The sequence below is a fragment of the Chryseobacterium sp. TQ-BC-N36 genome, assembly GCF_058382295.1.
In genome coordinates, this window is record NZ_CM178175.1 from 5,268,685 (window position 1) to 5,292,020 (window position 23,336).

The following is a 23,336-nucleotide window of genomic DNA, read 5'->3' on the forward strand; positions in this document are numbered from 1 at the left end:
GATGTTTGATGTTTGATGTTTGATGTTGTGTGTAGCACGTAACCCGGAATAAACTAACTCGCAACCAAACAACCAGCAACCAATAACCTGTATCCGAGCCCTGCATCTCTAGCTCAATTCAAAAAGCGTAATCTCAGGCAATACACCCACTCTTCCCGGATATCCCAATACTCCGAATCCTCTGTTGACATACAGGAGTTTTCCTTCGCTTTCATATAGGTCGGCCCATTTTGGGTATTTGTATTGGACTGGCGACCATTTCACGTTTTTAAGATCCAGACCAAACTGCATTCCATGGGTATGCCCTGAAAGGGTTAAATGAATGTTTGCAGGGTGTTTTTTTACCACATAATCAAAGTGAGTGGGGTCATGGCTCATCAGGATCTTCGTGGCAGATTCCGGTACATCCTTTAAAGCGTCATCGATTTTTCCGAATTGTGGAAATGGTTTCAATCCCCAGTTCTCAACACCTAGAATATAGAGTTTTTCACCGTTTTTTTCAATAACTCTGTGCTCGTTTCTCAGCATGTCAAATCCAGCCTGTTTTTCATAGCCAATCAGTGTGTCGAGGTTTTCCTTTTTGGCAGCAGGTGATTCCCAGGTTACATAATCCCCATAATCGTGATTGCCTAAGACCGCAAACTTGCCATCTTTAGCCTTGATTTTAGAAAACAGAGGAATAAACGGTTTGAATTCATCGGCAACATTATTCACCATATCTCCGGTAAACAGGACCAGATCAGGTTTCTGTTCATTGATCAGCTCAATAGCATGCTCTAATTTGCCGGGATCAGAGAAACTTCCGCTATGAACATCGGAAATCTGGATGATTTTATAGCCTTTGAAGCTTTTCGGAAGATTGGCAAAGTTTACTCTTACCCTTCTGACTTTATGTCTGTACTTTCCAAACGTGATTCCGTCTATGAAAAGAGCAGAAAGAACCCCGCTCATTCCTAATCCGACAAGACTCAGGAATTTTCGTCTTTCCGGGAAGAAGTTTTCTGAAGGTTGGGAAAAACCTATCAGATAGCCTCCGATTCTGATGATGTCATCAATCAATAAAAACAGGACCACGAAAATTTTCGGAAGGATAAAAATCAAAAATAATGAAATCATGATCTGGGCCCTTACCATGCTTCTGTCTGATCTTTGGTAATGGGTGACTTCATAAGCAAAGATTCCATACACGGCTAATGATATAATCCAATATCCGATTTTGATCCACGGGTTGTCAGTAAGTGTTCTGACGGCCTGATAAATATATACTTCCAAAAACAGGAAGATTCCGGCGATAATTAAAAAATTCTTTTGCATGTCTGATCAAAAAAAGCACAAAGAATAACTTCCCTGTGCTTTATATTTTTGTTTATTAAATATTATTAAGGAAATCTGTAAACGATAGCATTGATATTCATTCCGGCACCTACCGAAGTCATCACAATGTTACCTTTTTCTTTAAACGATTGACCCTCCATTTTTCCTTTAATTATTAAGTCATACATGGTAGGAATCGTTGCTACAGAAGTGTTTCCGAAATCCTGGATCGTCATAGGAGAGATGGCATGATCGTATTCTTTCACATCATAAAGCTTGTGAAGTCTTTCAATCATTGCATAATCCATTTTAGCATTTGCCTGGTGAATTAAGATTTTGTCTATATCTTCAATAGAAAGACCGGCATCGGTAATGGTATCCTTGATGGCAACCGGTACATTTTTCAGAGCGTATTCATAGATTTTTCTTCCTAACATTCTTACATACAGACGTCTCTGGTCAACTTCTTTATTGATGGAAGGAGCGTTTTCAAGATAGTTCAGTTCCGGACCATTGTCACAGATGGTATTGTGAGCGATAATTCCCACATTTTCTTCATCTGTTGCTTTTACGACTACAGCTCCTGCGCCGTCAGCAAAGATCATTCTGTTTCTGTCATGCGGATCTGTTACACGGCTTAAGGTTTCACCTCCTATGACCAGAATCGTTTTGGCTACCTTGGCTTTGATCAGGTTATCTGCCAGAATCATGGCTTCTACCCATCCAGGGCATCCGAAAAGCATATCGTAGGTTACGCACTTTCTGTTTTTGATTCCCAGTTTGTTCTTCACTCTCGCTGCCATGGTAGGCATAAAATCAGCATATCCGTGTTCAGTAACCTCCCCGAAATTGCTTGCGTAAATAATATAATCCAGATCCTCACCGTCTACTTTTGCATCTTCAAGAGCAATTTTTGCAGCTTCATAACCGATTTGTGAGTTGGAAAGATGATCCTCAATGAATCTCCTGTTTTCGATTTCTGTAATCTCTACAAATTTCGCAATGGTTTCTTCCACAGGCTTTTCAATCTTTACTCCGTCTTCAGTGTAGAACTCAGAATTCATGAAGTAATCTCTACCAATAACTCTGTTCGGAATATAACATCCAGAGCCAATAATGATCGTATTCGGCATTCGTTTATATGATTTTTTTAAAGTTGCAAAGTTAATAATTAATATTAATAACGGAGAATTAAAAATATTATTAAATTTGCAAAAATTGTACTTTACAATCTATGAAAAACAACTCATCCTTAAAAGGCTTACTTATTGCAGCTGTGGCGTTTATCGTTGCCTTTGGGATCTACTTCCTTTTTTTAGCCAAGAAGAATTATTATGTTGTAGATAATCCTACCCCGAACACTTATTATTTCAAGATCAATAACGGATCTGAAGGAATTATATCTGCGGGGCAGTATGTGCATGTGGATCTGAATAAAGGGAAAAACTCTATTCAGGTTTTTGATCAGAATAAAAAAATGCTTTATGATTCAGCATTTGAAGTGAATAAACTTCGTGGTCTGATCAATATTACACACCAGGATTACTATATCAATGATCAGTATTACGGGTACAACCTTAAAAAAGATTCATTACTGGCAGCCCTTGATAAAACGGTTATTGACGGAAAAGATTATTACGGAGGAGCGAAACGCTTCAATAAGCTTTATACAGAAGATTTTTATTACAATGTAGATGAGGACTATGATCAATTGATCAAAAATATCCAGAAAGTGGAATCAAGATCCAAAATCTTCAGAAAGCAGGATTACCTAAATTATTACAAAGAATATTACAAGTTTTAAGTTTTGACAAAAGATATCACCAAAGTTACTCCCTACAATTCAGAGGCTACAAAAAAAAGCCAGGTAGAGGATATGTTCGACAACATCGCACCGAAGTATGACCTTCTGAACCATGTTCTATCCATGAAAATTGACGTTTTATGGAGAAATAAACTGGTAAAATGGATGAAAAATGATAATCCGCAGGAAGTACTGGATGTGGCTACAGGAACGGGAGATCTTGCAATTACCATTGAAAAAGGAACCGGTTCCAAAGTAGTTGGATTAGATTTATCACAACAAATGCTGAATGTTGGCGTTATTAAAATAAAAAAACTTAAATTAGACGGCAAAATTTCCATGCAAAAAGGAGATGCTGAAAATTTACCCTTCGAGGACAATAGATTTGATGCTGTTTCCGTTGCATTTGGAGTTAGGAATTTTGAAAACCTTACCAAAGGTTTGGCAGAGTTAAGAAGAGTAGTTAAAGATAACAAGAGTGTTTATATACTGGAGTTTTCAAAGGTTGAGGGTTTCATGGGACCATTTTATATGTTTTATTTCAAAAATATATTACCTGCAATAGGCAGACTGGTTTCCAAGGATAATAGGGCATATACATACCTTCCGGATTCTGTAAATGCTTTTCCTTTCGGGGAGAAGATGAAGCAAATTCTTTTAGATACGGGATTTAAGAAAGTTGAATATAAAAAATTAAGTTTAGGTATAGCCACAATTTATAAAGCAACAAAGTAACCTATGAATAAATTTCTATTAAAAGCACTGGTTTTAACCTCAGTAAATGTTGCCGTTTTTGCAAACGCGCAATTCAGAACCCGAAACAGAATGGATAAGTTGGAGGATTTCGACGAACAGAAATTCAGTTGGGGGTTTTATTTGAACGGGAACAGACTGGATTACCGCATTGTTTTGCATCCGAAATACGGGATGAATGATAATGAAAACCTTGTTACCTCTAAGGAAAGTTATAGTTTCGGTGCCGGGCTTATTGCAAAATGGAGACTGAATGACTATCTTGATGTAAGAATAGAGCCAGGTTTACAGTTTGCACAAAGACAGTTGACTTTTAATACTCAATCCAATGATATTTATGCAGGCGGATCTTTGACCAACGATCCCTTTATGCCATTCCCTTTACAGGAAAAGGATAAAGTAAGAGAAATTAAATCTACTTTGATTGATATTCCGGTACTTTTGGAACTTCACGGACAAAGATGGTACAACTCAAGACCCTATGTTGCAGCAGGGGTGAACTATGTAGTAAACCTTCAGTCTAATGCAACTTCTACAGATGATAACATGCAGGGGATTTTCAGATCTACCACCCACAATTTTGCATGGTCTGCAGAAATGGGAATTCAGTTTTATTTCAACAAATTCAAACTGACTCCCGCTATCAGAGGAACATTCTTCATGAACAACGAAAAAGTGGCTGATAATGCCACTACACCTCCTTACTGGTCTTCTGCTATTTCTACATTGCAGACAAGAGCCGTAATGTTTGTTCTGAAATTTGAATAAAAAAAATTATTAAAAATACATAGGAGGTGCATCAGTACCTCCTTTTTTGTTAGTATATCAAAATATAGAGCGTTTTATTTTTGTTAGTGTTATTATTTTTTTATTTTTGCTTTTAGTTAGAATATACAAACCTGAAATGCTTCAAGATTTAGAAAACAATTTTTCAGAACTAGAGAGAAAGATTTCGACTCTGCAGAAGAACTATAAAAATCTTACGGAAAATTTAAAAGAATTAAGTATTGAGCATGAAGAACTGAAGAAGAAATATGATGAGGAAAGAAGAAAAAATCAGGTATTAGCAGAAGAACAAAAAAATATAAAACTTTATTCAGCAATATCAGGAAATCCTGAACACAATAGGTTAATGAAAAACCATATCAACAGATTGGTGAAAGAGATTGATTTCTGTATTGCTCAGCTTCAAAACAGTGGATTATAATGGAGATAAGGAGAATTACCGTCAACATTGCAGGAAGAGTGTATCCGCTGAACGTACCGGCAGCAGAGGAAGAAACTTTGCGTAAAGTAGGGAAGCAGATCGAGAATATGATTAAAGATTTTGAACAGAACTTCGATGTAAGAGATAAACAGGATGCTTTGGCAATGTGTGCCCTTAAACTTGGGACCAATGCAGAAGTGGTTTCTCTTAACTACGAGAAAAATATTAATTCTACCAACGAAAGATTAACGCAGATTAATCAGTCGTTGAATGAAATCGGGAAATAGATTTTTTTTCCTGAAAAATTACTGCCTACAATAATTCTAACACATTAAAGGTAAACTCAACGCTAAACAATTACCGAACAAATGTCCATTGAATGGCGTGCCGGACTTCCGGATTACAGACAGTGGAAATCAGTTCAAATCGTGTTGATTAGGAGTTTACTCTCAATCTCTGGATTATTGTAGGCTTTTTTATTTAGATATGAATACAATTAAAACTCAATATATATTATGATAGAAGTTATAGTCGGTGTTGTTTGTTTGGTAATCGGGGCTGCCGTGGGAATGTTCTTTTCCAGAAGTTCTCTGAATACTAAAGCAAAATTCATCATAGATGATGCTAAGAAAAATGCCGAAAACCTTATAGAAAAAGCTAATGTACAGGCTGAATCCATAAAGAAAGAAAAAAACCTTCAGGCAAAGGAAAAATTCCTGGAGCTGAAATCACAGCATGATGCAGATATTCAGTCCCGTGAAAAGAAAATGCAGGAGGTTGAGAAAAGAATCAAAGACAAGGAACACAAACTGAATGACGAGCTTAGCAAGACTGGAAAACTTGAAAAAGATTTAGACAAGCAGATTGCAGACTACGCTAAGAAGAATGAAATTCTGGAAAGAAAACAGCAGGAATTGGATATTGCAACAACTAAGAAAGTAGAAATACTTGAGAAAATCTCCAACTATACGGCTGAAGAAGCTAAAGCAGAATTGGTAGAAACCATGAGAGCTGAGGCGAAAACAAGAGCACAGGCACATGTTCAGAGCATCATGGAAGAAGCTCAGATGAATGCCAAAAATGAAGCGAGAAAAATCGTTATTCAGACGATTCAGAGAATCGGAACCGAGCAGGCTATTGAAAATTCAGTATCCGTGTTCAACATCGAGTCTGATGAGGTAAAAGGTAGAATTATCGGTAGAGAGGGTAGAAATATCCGTGCTTTGGAAGCGGTAACAGGAGTAGAGATCATCGTTGATGATACACCGGAAGCGATCCTTCTTTCTTGTTTCGACCCGGTAAGAAGAGAAATTGCAAGACTGTCCCTTCACAGATTGGTAACTGATGGTAGAATTCACCCGGCAAGAATCGAAGAGGTTGTTGAAAAAACAAGAAAGCAGATCGAGGAGGAAATCATTGAAGTAGGTAAAAGAACAATCATTGATCTAGGTATCCACGGATTACACCCTGAGCTGATCAAAATCGTAGGTAGAATGAAATACCGTTCTTCTTACGGACAAAATTTACTGCAGCACTCAAGAGAAGTAGCCAACATCGCTGCGACTATGGCTGCTGAATTAGGATTAAATGTAAAATTAGCAAAAAGAGCAGGTCTTTTACATGATATCGGTAAAGTTCCTGAGCAGGAATCAGAATTACCACACGCATTGTTAGGAATGCAGTGGGCTGAGAAATATGGTGAAAATCCGGAAGTTGTTAACGCAATCGGAGCGCACCACGACGAAATTGAAATGAAATCATTATTATCACCAATCATCCAGGTTGCCGATGCCATTTCAGGAGCAAGACCGGGAGCTAGAAGACAGGTATTGGAGTCTTACATCCAGAGATTGAAAGATCTTGAATCTGCAGCATTAAGCTTCGATGGAGTATCCAGTGCCTATGCGATCCAGGCGGGTAGAGAACTGAGAGTAATGGTAGAGAGCGGAAAAGTAAATGATGAAGTAGCTTCTCAGCTTTCTTATGATATTTCTGAGAAGATTCAGAATGAACTGACGTATCCTGGCCAGGTAAAAGTAACCGTAATCAGGGAAACGAGAGCTGTAAATATTGCCAGATAATAATCAGAAAAAGATATTTAATAAAAACCTTTCAAGAAATTGAAAGGTTTTTTATTTTTATCAAAACTTAAAAATGCAAGAATTGTCCTTGTCTTCAAAACTGAAGTACATTTTTTCTATTCCCGTTATCATTTCTGCCCTTGGCTATTTTGTAGATATTTATGACCTCCTTTTATTTGGAATTGTCAGAATACCCAGTTTAAAAGCATTGGGCCTCAATCCGGATGCGGACGGAACCTTTATTCTGAACTGCCAGATGGTAGGGCTTCTTCTCGGAGGTGTTTTCTGGGGAATCTTCGGAGACAAAAAAGGAAGACTTTCCGTACTTTTCGGGTCTATTCTGGTATACTCTTTAGCCAATATTGCCTGTGGTTTTCTGCCTTATTTCCCAAAAGAGCATTTAGTGTACCAATATGCCGGTTTGAGGTTCATTGCTGGTATTGGGCTTGCCGGGGAGCTTGGAGCAGGAATTACGCTGGTTTCTGAAAGTCTGCCGAAGAATTTGAGAGCGATAGGAACCTCAGTTGTTGCCGGGTTTGGATTAATGGGAGCTGTAGTAGCTCAGCTTACAGTAGAACTTGCTGGTGGATGGAACATTTCTTATATTATCGGTGGAGTAATGGGCATCCTGTTATTACTGTTGAGAATCAGCGTATCTGAGTCCGGAATTTACAAGAATATTGAACATAAAAACGTCTCCAAAGGGAATTTTCTTTCTTTTTTCACGAATAAAGATCGCTTGATACGATACTTAAAATGTATTGCGGTAGGATTACCCACGTGGTATTGTATAGGGATTCTGGCGGTTTTAGCCAATCAGTTTGCCCCAGAAATGGGAATAAAGGATATCAACCCCGGAAAAGCAATTATGTGGGCTTATATAGGTATTTCTGCAGGGGATCTGCTGAGCGGTTTTATCTCTCATGCTCTAAAATCCCGTAAAATGGCGATCGTTTACATGCTGATCTTTACACTGATCGGAGTAGTCATCATGCTGTTTGGAAATACTGATACAGAAATGAAATATTATCTGTTTTGTGTATGGCTTGGCTTTGGAACAGGATATTGGGCTATGTTTGTGACACTGGCAGCAGAACAGTTTGGAACCAATATCAGAAATACAGCGACCACAACTGTTCCGAATATGGTAAGAGGGCTTGTACCGGTCATGATTCTGGCTTTTGATTCCCTGAAAGGTCATTTTCCGGTGGTGGAAAGTGCTGCAATAGTAGGAGCAGTGGTTTTTGGGCTGGCGTTTTATTCCTCGCTTACCATTTCTGAAACCCATAACAGAGACCTTGAATTTACAGAGTAATTCAAACTGTTTAAAAAATGAAAATAAAGGATTACTTATTTTGAATATAATAATTACGTTAGAATCAATAAATTATTAATTTTTATACTAATTTTTGTTGCGTGTAATTAATATTTGTTTAACTTTGGAAAGTAACTAAAAACTATATTGTTTAATCAAACTAAATCTCATGAACATTATGAAAAATGCTAAAAAACTAAGAAAGCAGGACCTTAAAAATATCGCAGGAGGAGTAAGCGGAAATCCTGATCTGTCTCTTTGCGGATGCAGCTGCTCAGGAGCCGTAACAGGTCCATGGTATTGCGTACAGTACATCGGTTGTCCACAGGTTTATACTTGTGGTGAGTCAGCCATATAAAGAAAATTATTTCAGTATGAAATAAACATTTCCACATTTAATATGCAGGACCCTTTTGATTTCAAAAGGGTCCTGCTCTTTTAACGGATGATATAAAGAAGGCTTCCGATACTTATGATAACCCAAAGAAGCACTGCCGCTGACAAAGGTTTTAATCCTATTGATTTCAGAGTCCGAAGGGAAAGGGTTGAACCAATAAAAAACAGAGTAAGATTCAATCCGGATTTAGCTAAAACAGTTATTGAAGTACTGAAACGGTCAAAAAAGGGGAAATATGTATTCAAAATAATAGCTGCAATAAAATAACCGATGAACCATGGAATCTTTATTTTTGAACCTTTACTTTTAAAAATGAACATGGTTATCAATGAAACAGGGATGATCCATAAGGCACGGGCCAATTTCACTGTGGTGGCTATTTTCAGAGCCTCATCCCCATATTTACTGGCGGCACCCACTACAGAGCTTGTATCATGAATTCCCACTGCGCACCAAAGCCCGAACTGCTGCTGTGTAAGATTCAACAGATGTCCTATGGCAGGATATACAAATAACGCAACAGAATTTAAGGTAAATATGATAGCCAGTGCAAGGGAAATCTGTTTCGTATTGGGTTTGATGATAGGGGAGATTGCGGCAATTGCACTCCCGCCACAGATAGCAGTTCCTGCGGATAGCAGGTAAGATAAAGGTCTTTCCAGTTTGAATATTTTTCCCAGAAAATATCCCAAGACCATTACAGTAACAATACTTACAACAGTCAGTATCAAACCTGTTTTTCCAGCTTGAAGCGCTTCATCGAGCTTCAGTCCGAATCCAAGACCTACAATCGAAATCTGCAGCAGCACATGAATATATTGGTGAAGATGTTTCTCAAATGGGTTTCCGATGAGAACAGCCAGGATAAATCCCAAAGCCAGTGCTATTGGTGAAGATATAAATGGTGTCAGGCATACAACAGCCAAAACGATAAAAAATATTTTCCGGGTCATTTCATGCTGAATGAAATTTTTCATAATGCGAATTTTTAAAATCTGCACCAAAATTCCGGAATAAAGTATAACAATATAAATCGTATTTTGTTATATTGGATAACTAAAAGTTATAGTAAAATGTAAAATGTGAAATGTGAAATGTGAAATGTATTTCTGATAATCAACCGCAGCAGTCAATCATTAATACTTTTTACATTAATACTTTGTACATCAAATATCTTACTCTGCAAATCTCAGGAAAAGTTTGATCAGTTCAGACTGTTCTCCTTTAGGAAGAATAAAATGAAAATCCCTCTCAATACTAAAGTTCTTAATGTCAATAACAGTAAGGATATTATTTTTCAATTCATTCAGTATAGTACTGATGGAAAGAAATGCCATACATTCCGAATGAAGAAGATAATTTTTAATACTCTCACTGCTTCCAAGCTGTATAATGGTATTCAATTCATTGAGATTGATTTCTTTCTCTTTAAGCCGGTTTTGTATGAACTCAAGGGTTCCGGATCCCTGTTCTCTGAAGATCAGATCCAGATTATAGAGATCTTTTAAATGTAAGGTTTTATGGGCAAGGGGATGATCAGATTTGGCTGCCAAAACAATTTCATCCGGCCTGAAAGTCGTATATTCAAAATAAGAAGACTGTGATTCTCCTTCGATAATACCGAGATCAATTTTCTCTTCTTTTAAAAGGGTTGAAATAGCTTCCGTATTACCTGTAAGAAGCTCAATCTTAATATCTTTATAATAAGCATTGAATTTGGCTAAAATTTCAGGTAAAATATACTGCGCAACCGTTGTGCTCGCCCCGATAATCAGTTTTCCTTTATGTTGCTGATTAATCTGGCTGATCTCGAATTCCATGTCACGGTAGATATTTCTTATCTTTTCAGCATGCTCATACAAAATCTTTCCGCTTTGGGTCAGCTGAATAGAAGTTCCTTTACGGTCAAATAACTTGGCACCTACCTGGGTTTCAATTTCTTTAATATGCTTGGTAACAGCAGGCTGTGAAATGTGAAGCTCTTCTGAAGCCTTAGTGAAACTTAACCGGGAAGCTACCGTATGGAAAACTTTTAATCTGTAATCGAACATGGGGTAAAATTACGGATTATAGTTGGAAATGGGAAGCGGAGTGAGTTTGAGGATGAGAGAGCCTGAGAGTAGATGGATTTAATGGGGTAAGGTTTCAGGATTCGAGAGTAGGGATTAGTGGTTATTCGCTTCAAAATTTAAAGGCTATAAGCAGACGATTAAGAACCAGCATTAAAAAACAACCAGCATCCCGCAATAACTGATATCTCGCACCTCATTGCTAGCAACCCGCACCTCGAAACCCGAAACCCTTTATAAAAAATCCGAAATTGACCGATCCTGCTGGCTTTCGTATCTTCTGTTTTTTGCCTCTCCGATTTTCTGCTTTGTATAGATACTGTTGTGACCGGAAAGAAGGTAAGATACAATACAGGCAATAGCTACATATACACCACATTCTGCTCCGAACAATTCAATTCCCATCAGCATACAGGCTAAAGGAGTATTGGTAGCTCCTGCAAATACGGCGACAAATCCCATTCCCGCCAATAGTCCGAAAGGTAAAGGAATGAACAGTGACAAAGCACTTCCTAATGTAGCTCCGATAAAGAACAAGGGAGTAACTTCTCCACCTTTGAATCCAGCTGAAAGCGTAACAATAGTAAAGATCATTTTTAAAGCAAAATCATGTAGCGGAAGCTGCTTTTCAAAAGATTCTACAATTACAGGAACCCCTAAACCGATATATCTGGAGGTGCCCATTGCCAAAACTGCTATCGCGATAATAATTCCTCCCACCACCGGACGAAGCGGAGGATATTTAATTTTTGACTTGAAAACAGAACCCATCCAATGAATGATTTTACTGAAAGCTGCAGCACAGATTCCAAAAACTATTCCTGCAAGAATGCTGTATAGAATTGGCAGAAACTCAGGTTTTGGGATGAAATCAATGTGGTAATGAGTATGTTTTACATTCCAGAGAACGGTCACCAGGTCAGCGAGAATGGCCGAAGCAAATGCAGGAAAAATAGCATTGTAACGGATCCTTCCGATCAGAAAAACTTCAAGACCGAAAACAGCACCTGCAAGAGGAGTCCCGAAGACAGAGCCAAATCCTGCAGCAATCGCAGCAATAATCAGTGTCTTTCTTTCATTTCTGTCGAGCTTAAAAGGTTTAGTAAGCTGATCGGCTATAGCACCCGCCATTTGGAGAGCTGTTCCTTCACGGCCTGCAGAACCTCCAAAAAAATGAGTGACAATTGTTCCAAGATACACAAAAGGAGCCATTTTAAAAGGAATTATTTCCTTGGGCTCATGAATGGTATCAATCAACAGGTTATTTCCTGCTTCCACATCTTTCCCGAAGTAATGATAAAGAAGTCCTATCAGGAATCCAGCCACCGGAAGCAATGCAATCAGCCAGAGATGATTTTCCCTGAAATTGGTTGCCCACTCCAAAGATTGAAGAAAACCAGCAGAAGCTGTCCCCACTAAACCTCCAATAATGATACTGATACACAGCCATTTTAAAATATAGGGAATAGCCGGAAATTTTCTGAAGAAAAAATAGGTATGAAAAACTGCTTTTTTGCCTAGTGTTCTTTGACTTTTTGACATAATAATCCTGATTAGTTATTTGTTAATAATCTTTTAATCAGGCGTCATCAGCTTTTGTAAAGCGGTTGGGGAAGGAAGAACACCATTTCCTTTTGATGTTACAAATATATAAAATAAAAGATAAAAGATAAAAGATAAAAGATAAAAGATAAAAGATAAAAGATAAAAGATAAAAGATAAAAGATAAAAGATGTTCCTTTAAATACCTGAATTCAATAGAGGTGGGCTTTAGCCCGCCTAAATAAATTGAACACTTTCCACCAGCTTTAGCCCAAACTTAAAAATAACCATAGTTTTAATATACCGGATAATGCATTGCCTTATCGATTTCAACCGGGTTATTATATTTTCTGATGACCTCCTGCATGCTTTTGATCTGGGTATTCAGTTCATCCACATTATGGATTTCTTTCCCATTGATGTTAATTTTAAGATCATTATTGGATTTACTGAAGTTATTTCTTTCAAAAGCAAAAGGGTCATTGTAAAACTCCATGATCAGCTTATACTTCTGCTTTTCATTGATGGGAATAGCTTTATTCCCAAAATTAGATTCTACAAAGTTATCGGTAGGGTGTACTTCCGGGAGCTTCTGACTTTTAATAAGATGATAAATGAAGTTATTTTTTGTATCAGAAAGTTCAAAAATTAAACCAGGCAAACCACGGAATTTAAAAGGTCCTTCATTAAAAGGTATATCCTTGCAGAACCAGGCTGTCCATGCTCTTCCTCCGAATCGGGTAGTGGCTTTCTGTAAAGTATAGTTTTCTGCTTTTCTGGTTTCATTGGAAATCGTCCAGTTGATTTTATCTGTGGTTTTAAAAGAGTAATATCCGTTTTTGATATTGATAAAGTTTTCATTATCAAAAGAATTGATTTTTCTTTTCACTATCTGACCCGACATATCAGTATAATCTGAATTCATCCCGAATTTTTTATTCAAAGAATCTGTTGTAATCAGGTTTCTCCCGTAAAATTTAACCTCTTTGGGTGTAATGTCAAGAATCATGTTCAGATTTTCATAAGTGATTTCAGTAGAATCCATTTTATATTGCAGTTCATAAATAAACCGATGGGTCTGAGCATGACATAAAGCCGTCATAAGCAATGCTATTAAGGTAAAGGTGCTTTTCATATATGTGATTGGTCGTTTTTTGTTACTGGTTTCTCAAAACTTTAAACCTTAAACTTTAAATCTCATAATCCCGCATCTCGAAATCCGTATCTACAAAAAAGGTTTCATCTCATCCTCAATCTGCGTTCTCAGCTCCATCAGACGTTTGGCATACATTTCAAGCTGTTTTTCTTCCTCTGTTTCCGGTGTCCATTTAGGTACAGGAAGCTTTTTACCATTTTCATCTACTGCAACAAAAACGATGATACAGTGGGTTTTCTTTTCAAAATTGGGTTGTTTCAGGTTTCTTGAAAAGACATTGATGGCGATATGCATGCTTGAAGTCCCGGTATAGATCACCTGAGCATCTACTTTTACGACTTCTCCGATTTTGATAGGATCATAAAAACGGATTCCGCCTACATATACGGTAACGGAATAATTACCACTCCACGTGGTAGCACATGCATAACCGGCCTGGTCAATCCATTTCATCACACTTCCTCCATGTACATTTCCTCCGTAATTAACATCTGAAGGTTCCGAAATAAACTGAAAAGTAATAGGCTTGTTCTGCATCTTTATAAAATTTGAATAAAGTTATTTAATAATTTCCAAAGTTTTAGATTAAATCCTACTTTTGAAAGACGAAACTTTCAATGAAAGGGAATTTTAACCAATAACAGATTTAGAAAACGTAATGAAGAAAGTATTTTATCTCAACACCTGTGATACCTGCAGAAAAATTTTAGCCCAATTTGATCTTACAGGGTGGGAACTCCGCGAAATTAAGAAAGAGCCGGTCACAAAAGAAGAATTGGCGGAAATGCATAAAAAAACAAAATCATACGAAGCATTATTCAGTAAAAAATCTACACAGATCAAACTGAGAGGTCTGGATGTAAAATCTCTGACGGAAAAAGATTTTAAAGAATTGCTGCTGGATCATTATACCTTCTTAAAAAGACCAGTTTTTATGACAGACAAAGAGATTTTTGTAGGGAATGACAAGAAAAATGTAGAAGAACTGCAGAGATTCTTTGGGGTAAACGAATAAATAACTTTAAAGAGAACCTGTCCGGCTTAATGATTTTTTATTATTGTGCCGGATTTTTTATACCCGCCAGGTTTTATAATTTTTATTTAAGTATTTGATTGTTAGTTGTTTTTTGAATGGTTGTATTTGGGATTACCAAAAATGTACAATATGAGAACAAACTTTTCAAAAACAAAAAAGCTTAACAGATCAGAACTGAAAGAAGTTAACGGAGGGATTGCTTCTTTACCTGTCTGCAGTATTTTATGTGGACCTGCCGGAGGGGTAATTTCCAATACACCGGGAGTAGGAGATGTCTGTACCTCTGACAGAAAGACCTGCTGCATCTGCTATTGAACCAAAAAAAGAGGCTGTGAAGAAATCACAGCCTCTTTTTATATTGTGAACAGGTTATACAAAAGGAGCTTTTACCACTTTTGCAGGAATGTTCTTGTTTCTTACCTGAATAAAAATCTCAGATCCTAATTTGAAATGAGGTTTGTCTACATAAGCAAGGCCTAAACCAATTTTTTTCATTGGAGACTGTGTTCCTGAAGTTACTTTTCCGATCACGTTTCCTTCAGCATCCACTACAGGATAATCATGTCTTGGAACTCCTTTGTCTGTCAATTCGAAACCAACTAATTTTCTGGTAACTCCTTCCTCTTTCTGTTTTGCGAAAACATCCTTAGAAACGAAGTCTTTATCAAACTTAGTGATCCACCCTAAACCAGCTTCAATCGGAGAAGTCGTATCATCGATGTCATTTCCGTACAGGCAGAATCCTTTTTCTAATCTTAACGTATCTCTGGCAGCCAATCCGCAAGGAATGATTCCCTCTTCTTTACCAGCTTCCATCACAGCATCCCAAAGTTTTTCCGCACTTTCATTTTTGAAATAAATCTCAAAACCTCCGCTTCCTGTATATCCCGTGTTTGAGATAATTACATCATTTACTCCTGCTACACTTCCTACTGTGAAATGATAGTAAGGGATTTCCGAAAGATTTACTTCAGTAAGCTTTTGAAGAATCTCAGTAGCTTTAGGACCCTGAACTGCCAATAAAGACATTTCATCAGAAGCATTGGTCATTTTAGCCCCGAAAGTATTGTATTTTGAAATATGATTCCAGTCTTTGTCAATGTTGGAAGCGTTTACAACTACGAAATATTTGTCATCTTCCATTTTATAAACGATAAGGTCATCCACAATTCCTCCGTTTTCGTTGGGAAGGCAAGAATACTGAGCTTTTCCATTTTCAAGTGCATCTACATTATTGGTCGTTACCAATTGTAAAAGATCTTTTGAACCCGGTCCTTCGATGAAAAACTGTCCCATGTGGGAAACATCAAATAATCCTGCTTTTTCTCTTACGGCAAAGTGCTCTTCTGTAACCCCTGAATATTGAACAGGCATTTCAAAACCTGCAAACGGAACTATTTTAGCCCCTAAAGAAACGTGTTTGTCATATAAAGCCGTTTTGTTCATAATTTACTTTTTTAAATTTAATTGTTATTCTAAAAATATTTTTCCTTTAACCTCTGCATATTTGTCTGAAATGGTATAAAGTAATAGCTTTTCTGTATTGTTTTTGATAGTGAAAGCGATATTGGAATCTATCTTCTTTTCTTCCACTAATCCTCCTGATAAACTATAGAACGTGATAGTGAAACTTTCCTTTTTAGGAGAAATGACTTTAAAGGTATGATCGGATTTTGAAAAATAAAGCTGAACAGATTTTTTCTTTTTTTGCTGTTCCTGAGTTTCCAAAAAAAAGTGTACACAAGATTTTCCATTCACATCTTCAAAGCAATCGAGCATGTTTCCTATTTCCCAGTTGTAGGCTATTATAGGACTTTCGAGAAGACCTGTATTAGAGCCGATGCCTTCATATATTACATTATCCTGTCCAAAAGATGGGTTGAATCTTTTTACATTCGTTTGCCCAAAAACATTTCCATAATCAATACTATTGATGGTCGCTGTTGGCACTCCATTGTTGATGTCAAAATGAGAAATGTCAATAACATCATTTACTTGTACGGAAAAATCATATAAAAGATATTCGGTACCGGTTCCGAGTTGGTTTTTGTACACCTTCTTCTGTGCCGTGTCTTCTCTTAAAAGAGCAACTAAATACCCTTTGCTGGTTAAAGGATACGTATACAGGTTATCATTACATGATCTTTTAGGGTAGACCAAGGCTTTACAGTAGATTTTTTTATAACTGGCGCCATTCACAAGGCTGTCACCATTTATTTGATAGATAAAAGAGTTGTGAGGAGAGGGGTTGCCACAAGGTCCGTTTGATGAATGGAAACTTGTATACCATTTATTGCCGTCTTGTAATAATGGTTTATAAGTCTGGGAAAATAAAAGATTAAAGCTGACTAAAAAAAATACAAGTAAAGATGCTTTCATGGTATGATGAGTTTTTATAAATGCTCTTTATATTCTTTTAATATGATTTTAAACCACTCCGTGAAGCTCTCAGGAGTGTCTTTTATTTCCTGGTCCAAATTTTCCATGGTGACAAAACGAACTTCTGAAACTTCATCAGGATTCAAGTGAAATTCATCATTATAATCACCGGTAAAAACATAATCCAGCTCATGTTCCCAAAGACCGCCGCCAACATCTGCTTTATAAATAAAATTGAATTTTTCTGAAAGTTCTGCCTCAATTCCCAGTTCTTCCCTCAGTCTGCGTACAGCTCCTGCATGATAAGTTTCCCCTTTTCGTGGGTGTGAACATACCGCATTGGTCCATTGATTAGGAGAATGATACTTTCCTGAAGCTCTTTTCTGAAGAAGCATTTCCCCTTTACTGTTGAATAGAAATACAGAAAATGCACGATGTAACAGGCCGTTGATGTGAGCCTGCTGTTTTTCCATCAGTCCTAAAACTTCATCCTGGGGATTTACTAAAACGACAAATTCTTCCATTCCTACAAATGTAAGGGTAATAAATGTATTTTGGAAATTTTTAGATAAACATCATGTTTTTTGTAATAACGGTAATGAAGTAAAGATGATAGAGGAAATTTACAGGTAAATCTGTCAATTCACTGATTGGTTTTCTTTATATCTTCGGTTTTCTTTGCTTAAAAAGAAAATTCAAAACGAAAAATATTAACCATTTGCTATAAAATGATGAATAAAATATTGATATTATTCTTTAAATAATAATTTTTGTAGTAAAATTTTAACTTAAACTAAGATTAATGTGCCTTATAGTTGTAAAAACGCTAACTTTGCTACTTAATATTTAGTAATGGAATTAGAATACATTGAACACATTAGTCCTATTCTAAAGGATGGAATAAAAAATTACTTAATAGATATTGACGGAACCATTACTGATGACGTTCCCAATGAAGAACCGGAAAGAATGGTGACCTGCGAACCATATCCTGATGCACTGGAAACGATCAACAGATGGTATGACGAAGGACATCAGATCTGCTTTTTTACGTCAAGAACCGAAAATCTGAAACAAATTACCATAGACTGGCTGGATAAGCATGGCTTCAAATACCACAGCGTGCTTTGCGGAAAACCAAGAGGAGGAAATTATCACTGGATAGATAACCACCTGGTAAGAGCTACAAGGTACAAGGGAAGATTTACGGATCTGGTAGAAAAACAAGTGACCATTGAAGTATTCAAAGAAGACGGCGAATAAAAATATAATTCAAAGATTTAAAAATTAAATGCGAAGCAGTTCCATTAATTTTTAAATCTTTCATTTTTTAATATACTTGATATTTTATGAAAGTTTTAGCAAACGACGGCCTGGATCAATCAGGAATTGATGCATTGACAGAAAAAGGCTTTGAGGTTATTACTACAAAAGTTCCACAGGAGTTTTTGGTAGATTATATTAATGAGCACAAAATCCGAACCCTGCTGGTGAGGAGTGCTACACAGGTAAGAAAAGATATTATTGACGGATGCCCGTCCATCGACATTATTGGAAGAGGAGGAGTAGGGATGGATAATATCGATGTAGACTATGCAAGGGAAAAAGGAATCCATGTGATCAACACTCCTTCTGCTTCTTCAGAATCAGTGGCAGAACTTGTTTTTGCCCATTTATTTTCAGGAGCAAGATTTCTTCAGGACTCTAATAGAAAAATGCCTGTAGTAGGAGATACTGAGTTTGCTTCTCTTAAAAAAGCATATGCCCCGGGAATCGAACTGAGAGGAAAAACTATCGGTATTGTCGGGATGGGAAGAATTGGTCAGGAAGTGGCAAGAATTGCTTTAGGACTTGGGATGAGAGTGGTGGCTGCTGATAACAATGTAGGGAGAGCAAGCATTAAAGTGAAGTTTTACAACAACCAGTTTATCAACGTTGATATAGAAACAGAACCGTTACAGGACGTTTTGAAACATTCAGATTTTATAACCCTGCATGTTCCGGCTCAGAAAGACGGATATATGATTGGACAGAATGAATTTGAAATCATGAAAGACGGAGTGGCAATTGTAAACTGTTCCAGAGGTGGAGTTATCGATGAAACGGCTTTGATTCAGGCATTAGATTCAGGTAAAGTAAGATTTGCCGGGTTAGATGTTTTCATTAATGAGCCAACACCTTCCAAAGAAATCCTTACTCACTCTAAGATTTCTCTTACTCCTCATACCGGAGCTTCTACTCTTGAAGCACAGGATAGAATCGGACTTTCCCTGGCTGAGCAGATTTCAAGTATCTTACAGATTCAATAATTTGAAATAGATTATAAATAAAAAGCACCTCGGTTTACTAACCGAGGTGCTTTTTTATGTTAAAACTGTTGTTATAGACTAGATATTTCTGCTCTTCAATAAATCTCTGATTTCTGTCAATAATTTTTGATCTTCTGTAGGGCCTGCGGGAGCCGGAGCTTCTTTTTTGTTCACTTTATTCGCCAATTTGATGATCCAGAAAAGAACCATCGCAATACAAAGGAAACTGATTACTGCTGAAAGGAAATTTCCGTAAGCAACTCCATTCCAGGTAAGCTTTGCAATGTTTTCTGCGCCAGCTGCTTTCAGTGCCGGGTTTAATATCAGAGGCGTGATTACATCTTCTACCAAAGACGAAACAATTTTACCAAATGCTGCCCCAATGATCACCCCGACAGCAAGATCGAGAACATTACCTTTAAAGGCAAACTCTTTAAATTCTTTTACAAATCCCATAATTTATATTTTTTTAATTAGTATATACACAAAAATATGATTAAAAAATGTAAAAAACACTACATTTTATAGTTTTTATTCCCAAAATATTGAATTTTATGATGATTTCATGTCATTCGTTTTAATGAATATTTTAACATTCTACAGATACTTTAATTCATTAATGATGACTCCTTATTTTTATTAATAACCGTAATATCATAATGAAAAATCTTTTGTAATTTGCTTAAAAGTTTGATTGGTCTATGAAAATTTTTACCGCAGAACAGATACGCAGCTGGGATCAGTTTACCATTTCTCATGAGCCGGTTTCTTCTATCCAGCTGATGGAAAGAGCTTCAATGGCTGTGGCCCACTGGATTTCAGAACATTGTAAAAACCATAAAAAGCTGGCTGTATTTTGTGGCAATGGGAATAATGGAGGAGATGGGTTGGCTGTGGCCAGGATACTTTATCTGAAAGGTTTTGATATAGATGTATTTATAAGCGATTCCAAAAGGAAGCTTTCAGAAGATGCTTCTGTTAATCTTAAAAGGCTTCGTGATTTGTCAGGAATTTCGGTCAGAAAATTTGATCCTGATGAACACTATAGTTTTGATGATAAAACCATCATTGTAGATGCGCTTTTTGGGACGGGATTATCCAGGCCGCTGGAAGGAGAATATAAAAAGCTTGTAGAGCAGCTGAATAGTAAAAAAAATACTAAAATATCCATTGATATTCCTTCCGGGTTGTCTGCAGATGAAATGTTTGATAATAATCCTGTCATTATGAAAGCTGATTATACCCTGACTTTTCAATGCTGGAAACGGACTTTTCTTCATCCTGAAACAGGAAAATATACCGGAAAGGTGGAAGTACTGAATATTGATTTAAATAAAGCGTACGCTGATACAACTGATACTGCATATTCTGTAATTGATGATCAGCTGATAGAACCGATATTTATTCCGAGGCAGGAATTTTCCCACAAAGGAAGCTATGGTAAGGCGATCATTGCAGGGGGAAGTTATGGGAAAATAGGAGCTGCGGTGCTGGCTGTAAAATCAGCCTTGAAAACCGGAGCTGGATTAACCTTTGCTCTGGCACCGGAATGCGGTTATGAGATTTTACAGACTTCATGTCCTGAGGCAATGTTTATAAAAGGAGGTGAGAAGTTCATATTTAATTTTGAGATTGAAGATGATTTAATCTGTGGCATAGGTCCCGGGTTGGGTACTCATCAGGAAACAGAAAAAAACTTTCTGAGCTTTTTGAAAAGCCATACATGGCCATTAATCCTGGATGCAGATGCTTTGAACATTATTTCAAAAGGTCCGGAAAATCTGAAATTAATTCCCAAAAGGTCAATCATTACACCTCATCCAAAAGAATTTGAAAGACTTTTCGGAAGTACTGCTGATTCTTTCAAAAGGCTTGAACGGGCAAGGGCAGAAGCAAAAAAACTGGATATATATATTGTATTAAAAGACCATCATACCCAGATTATTACACCAGAAGGAAATGTATTTTACAATATAACCGGAAATGCTGGGCTCGCCAAAGGAGGAAGCGGAGATATTCTTACCGGAATTCTGACTTCACTTTTAGCCCAGAAATATTCTGAGGAACATACCTGCATTCTTGGGGTATGGCTGCATGGCAGAGCTGCGGAAATCGCTTCAGAAAAGCATTCAAAAGAATCTATGTTGCCCACTGATGTTATTGATGCGTTTGGAAGTGTTTTTGAAGAGCTGAACAAGAAAATCACAAAGAATCTGTAAGAGCCACCGAAGAAAAAGTAAAGCTGTAAAATAATTTTTAAAGATATTAAAAAGGCAAATCTGTATTTCTACAAATTTGCCTTTTTTCTATTTAGTTTTACTTATCAGCTTATTCCGGCTTTGCATTTTCTTCCGGTGTGATTTTAAATTTCTTGGAAACAATCATAATCACAACTCCTGCGATCATAAAAGGAATTGAAAGAACCTGACCTGTATTCAGGCCGCCAATCTGGATGAACTCATCTCCCTGCGGCTCTTTAAGGAATTCCACAAAGAACCTGATGGCCCAAAGAATGATAAAAAACAAACCGAATAACCAGCCTTGCTGGTATTTTTTATCTGTTTTTCTGTAAAGAATCCATAATAAAATGAAAAGAAGCACATATCCTACAGCTTCAAATAACTGGCTTGGATAGCGCGGAACGGTAAGCCCATATTCACTGCTTTGTTGTGGAAAAAGCAAAGCAAACGGAGAATTGGGATCAGCCGGTTTACCAACGATTTCAGAGTTGAAAAAGTTTCCCATTCTTACAAAAGCACCTCCTAAAGCTACTACGATACCTAATCTGTCATATACCCAGAAAGGATTTTTTTTGATGATTTTAAATGAGTAATATAATGTAGTAAAAATCAAAGCAATAGTAGCACCGTGGCTTGCCAAACCTGAGAATCCTGTAAATTTTAAACCGTTTTTTGTACTGATCGGTAAAAATACACTCCAGAAATCCTCCTTAAATAATTCCGGCTGATAAAAGATAACGTGTCCTAATCTTGCTCCCAGAATGGTACCAATCAATGTCCACGTGAACAGAGGTTCCAGGTATTTTTGGTTAACGTTGTCAATCTTAAAGATTCTTGTCATTAAGACATATCCGAATCCAAATGCAAAAACAAACATCAAACTATAAAAGTGAAGGGTGAAAGATCCGATATGAATTCCTTTTGAAGGATCCCATATTTTGAACGGGGTTTTAAGTTCTACTTTATCAGAATCAGTAATAGGCTTTACAGATTTTACTGCATATTTGAATTTTGAAATATTATCCCTGGTAACAGTAGTATCAATAAGCTTAAAGTCTTTATCGAAAAACTGATATTTTGAATCTTTATACTTGGCTAAAGTTGAAGCACCATAATTGTAATATTGAGGTTCAAAATTAGATTCATTTAGGATGACAACAAAAGATTGGTTTTTATCCGATTCCCTGTCAGGAAAAGCAGTAAGGTCTCCCATCTCCGTGGTAGAATAGATTTTTACAGGAATATTGTTTCCGCTGATATCTAAAGTTCCGTCAGATAAACCTCCAGGGTATTCCTGTGCAAAGAGGCATTGTGTAACCAATGCAAACAGCACAAAGTAAATTCTGAAAAAAAAAGTATTCATTTTTCTATTGATTTAATAGTTTGATTATTGACATTTATGTTTTGGGGGAACAGGATCATAGCCGCTCCCTCCCCATGGATGACATCGTAAAATTCTTTTAAATCCCATCCAGAAGCCTTTAAAGATACCGTGTACCTGAAGTGATTCTACCATATAATGAGAACAGGTGGGTTCGTAGCGGCAATTTTTGGGAAGTAAAGGCGAGATGAACCATTGGTAAAATTTGATCAAAATTACCAGTGGAAATGTAATGATTTTATTGAATGTAAGTTTCAAAACAATGCAAAAATAGGGTAAAAAAATGAAAATTAGTTTAATTTTGTTATAAGTTTCGGAGATTAAAAACCCGGAACATTGATCTTAAAAAAATA

At 36.8% G+C, this 23,336-nt stretch carries 26 protein-coding genes and 1 riboswitch; of the genes, 13 read left to right on the top strand and 13 right to left on the bottom strand.

Annotation, left to right across the window (positions count from 1 at the left end; all coding sequences use genetic code 11):
* Positions 1-108: 108 nt before the first annotated feature.
* Together AC3FI7_RS23805 and AC3FI7_RS23810 are read right to left on the bottom strand one after the other, a co-directional pair.
* Complete coding sequence (locus AC3FI7_RS23805; protein WP_142725631.1) at positions 109-1,314, bottom strand: metallophosphoesterase; 1,206 nt, start codon at positions 1,312-1,314, stop codon at positions 109-111.
* Between the two features lie 65 nt (positions 1,315-1,379).
* The gene (locus AC3FI7_RS23810) at positions 1,380-2,447 is read right to left on the bottom strand and encodes a 3-oxoacyl-ACP synthase III family protein (RefSeq protein WP_002980530.1); all 1,068 of its coding nucleotides are present in this window, start codon (positions 2,445-2,447) and stop codon (positions 1,380-1,382) included.
* Positions 2,448-2,548: 101 nt separating this feature from the next.
* Here AC3FI7_RS23810 and AC3FI7_RS23815 point away from each other — a divergent pair, with 101 nt between their 5' ends.
* The 8 genes from AC3FI7_RS23815 (at position 2,549) to AC3FI7_RS23850 (ending at position 8,832) form a co-directional block, all read left to right on the top strand.
* On the top strand, positions 2,549-3,118 hold the full coding sequence (locus AC3FI7_RS23815; protein ID WP_142725632.1) for a hypothetical protein: 570 nt from the start codon (positions 2,549-2,551) through the stop codon (positions 3,116-3,118).
* A gap of 72 nt (positions 3,119-3,190) precedes the next feature.
* A complete protein-coding gene (ubiE, locus tag AC3FI7_RS23820) occupies positions 3,191-3,853 on the top strand; it encodes a bifunctional demethylmenaquinone methyltransferase/2-methoxy-6-polyprenyl-1,4-benzoquinol methylase UbiE (protein ID WP_232529200.1) in 663 nt (220 codons plus the stop codon).
* Positions 3,854-3,856: 3 nt separating this feature from the next.
* Positions 3,857-4,639, top strand: coding sequence for a type IX secretion/gliding motility protein PorT/SprT (porT, locus tag AC3FI7_RS23825; protein WP_142725633.1), 783 nt, complete (start codon positions 3,857-3,859; stop codon positions 4,637-4,639).
* A 46-nt stretch (positions 4,640-4,685) separates the two neighbouring features.
* Positions 4,686-5,078: a hypothetical protein gene (locus AC3FI7_RS23830; protein WP_228451302.1), complete on the top strand. Its 393-nt coding sequence runs from the start codon at positions 4,686-4,688 to the stop codon at positions 5,076-5,078.
* A complete protein-coding gene (locus AC3FI7_RS23835) occupies positions 5,078-5,365 on the top strand; it encodes a cell division protein ZapA (RefSeq protein WP_077415090.1) in 288 nt (95 codons plus the stop codon). Before AC3FI7_RS23830 ends, AC3FI7_RS23835 begins: the two co-directional genes overlap by 1 nt.
* Before the next feature lie 228 nt (positions 5,366-5,593).
* Positions 5,594-7,159: a ribonuclease Y gene (gene rny / locus AC3FI7_RS23840; protein WP_172617113.1), complete on the top strand. Its 1,566-nt coding sequence runs from the start codon at positions 5,594-5,596 to the stop codon at positions 7,157-7,159.
* Positions 7,160-7,232: 73 nt separating this feature from the next.
* Positions 7,233-8,474, top strand: coding sequence for an MFS transporter (locus AC3FI7_RS23845; protein WP_291903582.1), 1,242 nt, complete (start codon positions 7,233-7,235; stop codon positions 8,472-8,474).
* 169 nt (positions 8,475-8,643) lie between these two features.
* Positions 8,644-8,832: a hypothetical protein gene (locus AC3FI7_RS23850; protein WP_142725636.1), complete on the top strand. Its 189-nt coding sequence runs from the start codon at positions 8,644-8,646 to the stop codon at positions 8,830-8,832.
* A gap of 80 nt (positions 8,833-8,912) precedes the next feature.
* Here the strand turns inward: AC3FI7_RS23850 and AC3FI7_RS23855 are convergent, their stop codons facing one another.
* From AC3FI7_RS23855 to AC3FI7_RS23875, 5 genes are all read right to left on the bottom strand, one after another.
* Positions 8,913-9,848: a YeiH family protein gene (locus tag AC3FI7_RS23855; protein WP_142725637.1), complete on the bottom strand. Its 936-nt coding sequence runs from the start codon at positions 9,846-9,848 to the stop codon at positions 8,913-8,915.
* A 198-nt stretch (positions 9,849-10,046) separates the two neighbouring features.
* The gene (locus AC3FI7_RS23860) at positions 10,047-10,922 is read right to left on the bottom strand and encodes a LysR family transcriptional regulator (RefSeq protein WP_343657697.1); all 876 of its coding nucleotides are present in this window, start codon (positions 10,920-10,922) and stop codon (positions 10,047-10,049) included.
* A 252-nt stretch (positions 10,923-11,174) separates the two neighbouring features.
* Positions 11,175-12,482 carry a voltage-gated chloride channel family protein gene (locus AC3FI7_RS23865; protein ID WP_172617114.1) on the bottom strand — a complete coding sequence of 436 codons (1,308 nt, stop codon included), beginning with the start codon at positions 12,480-12,482 and terminating at the stop codon, positions 11,175-11,177.
* A gap of 31 nt (positions 12,483-12,513) precedes the next feature.
* Positions 12,514-12,581: riboswitch (Fluoride riboswitch) on the bottom strand.
* 196 nt (positions 12,582-12,777) lie between these two features.
* Positions 12,778-13,617, bottom strand: coding sequence for a GLPGLI family protein (locus tag AC3FI7_RS23870; protein ID WP_491461068.1), 840 nt, complete (start codon positions 13,615-13,617; stop codon positions 12,778-12,780).
* A 90-nt stretch (positions 13,618-13,707) separates the two neighbouring features.
* Positions 13,708-14,175, bottom strand: a complete 468-nt coding sequence (locus AC3FI7_RS23875; protein ID WP_002980508.1) for an acyl-CoA thioesterase — start codon at positions 14,173-14,175, stop codon at positions 13,708-13,710.
* A gap of 121 nt (positions 14,176-14,296) precedes the next feature.
* On the opposite strand from AC3FI7_RS23875, the gene AC3FI7_RS23880 reads away from it, so the two are divergent.
* Both AC3FI7_RS23880 and AC3FI7_RS23885 read left to right on the top strand, forming a co-directional pair.
* Positions 14,297-14,653 carry an arsenate reductase family protein gene (locus tag AC3FI7_RS23880; RefSeq protein WP_491461069.1) on the top strand — a complete coding sequence of 119 codons (357 nt, stop codon included), beginning with the start codon at positions 14,297-14,299 and terminating at the stop codon, positions 14,651-14,653.
* Between the two features lie 150 nt (positions 14,654-14,803).
* A complete protein-coding gene (locus AC3FI7_RS23885; RefSeq protein WP_491461070.1) occupies positions 14,804-14,989 on the top strand; it encodes a hypothetical protein in 186 nt (61 codons plus the stop codon).
* Positions 14,990-15,043: 54 nt separating this feature from the next.
* Here AC3FI7_RS23885 and gcvT read toward each other — a convergent pair whose 3' ends face one another.
* Genes gcvT through idi form a run of 3 tightly spaced genes read right to left on the bottom strand, consistent with a single transcriptional unit; the run spans position 15,044 to position 17,577 of the window.
* Positions 15,044-16,120, bottom strand: a complete 1,077-nt coding sequence (gene gcvT / locus AC3FI7_RS23890; protein ID WP_142725642.1) for a glycine cleavage system aminomethyltransferase GcvT — start codon at positions 16,118-16,120, stop codon at positions 15,044-15,046.
* Between the two features lie 24 nt (positions 16,121-16,144).
* Complete coding sequence (locus AC3FI7_RS23895) at positions 16,145-17,053, bottom strand: hypothetical protein (protein WP_142725643.1); 909 nt, start codon at positions 17,051-17,053, stop codon at positions 16,145-16,147.
* A 14-nt stretch (positions 17,054-17,067) separates the two neighbouring features.
* The gene (idi, locus tag AC3FI7_RS23900) at positions 17,068-17,577 is read right to left on the bottom strand and encodes an isopentenyl-diphosphate Delta-isomerase (RefSeq protein WP_142725644.1); all 510 of its coding nucleotides are present in this window, start codon (positions 17,575-17,577) and stop codon (positions 17,068-17,070) included.
* Positions 17,578-17,905: 328 nt separating this feature from the next.
* Between idi and AC3FI7_RS23905 the strand changes: the two genes are divergently transcribed.
* Complete coding sequence (locus tag AC3FI7_RS23905; RefSeq protein ID WP_002980498.1) at positions 17,906-18,316, top strand: LNS2 domain-containing protein; 411 nt, start codon at positions 17,906-17,908, stop codon at positions 18,314-18,316.
* A gap of 86 nt (positions 18,317-18,402) precedes the next feature.
* A complete protein-coding gene (locus AC3FI7_RS23910; protein ID WP_142725645.1) occupies positions 18,403-19,362 on the top strand; it encodes a D-2-hydroxyacid dehydrogenase in 960 nt (319 codons plus the stop codon).
* Positions 19,363-19,440: 78 nt separating this feature from the next.
* Here the strand turns inward: AC3FI7_RS23910 and mscL are convergent, their stop codons facing one another.
* Complete coding sequence (gene mscL, locus AC3FI7_RS23915) at positions 19,441-19,818, bottom strand: large conductance mechanosensitive channel protein MscL (RefSeq protein WP_142725646.1); 378 nt, start codon at positions 19,816-19,818, stop codon at positions 19,441-19,443.
* A 245-nt stretch (positions 19,819-20,063) separates the two neighbouring features.
* On the opposite strand from mscL, the gene AC3FI7_RS23920 reads away from it, so the two are divergent.
* Positions 20,064-21,581 (top strand): NAD(P)H-hydrate dehydratase, encoded by a 1,518-nt coding sequence (locus AC3FI7_RS23920; protein ID WP_491461071.1) that lies wholly within the window; start codon positions 20,064-20,066, stop codon positions 21,579-21,581.
* Between the two features lie 109 nt (positions 21,582-21,690).
* Here the strand turns inward: AC3FI7_RS23920 and lgt are convergent, their stop codons facing one another.
* Positions 21,691-22,479, bottom strand: a complete 789-nt coding sequence (gene lgt / locus AC3FI7_RS23925) for a prolipoprotein diacylglyceryl transferase (RefSeq protein ID WP_491462114.1) — start codon at positions 22,477-22,479, stop codon at positions 21,691-21,693.
* A gap of 510 nt (positions 22,480-22,989) precedes the next feature.
* Positions 22,990-23,241 (bottom strand): membrane protein insertion efficiency factor YidD, encoded by a 252-nt coding sequence (gene yidD, locus AC3FI7_RS23930; RefSeq protein ID WP_172617116.1) that lies wholly within the window; start codon positions 23,239-23,241, stop codon positions 22,990-22,992.
* Between the last annotated feature and the right edge of the window lie 95 nt (positions 23,242-23,336).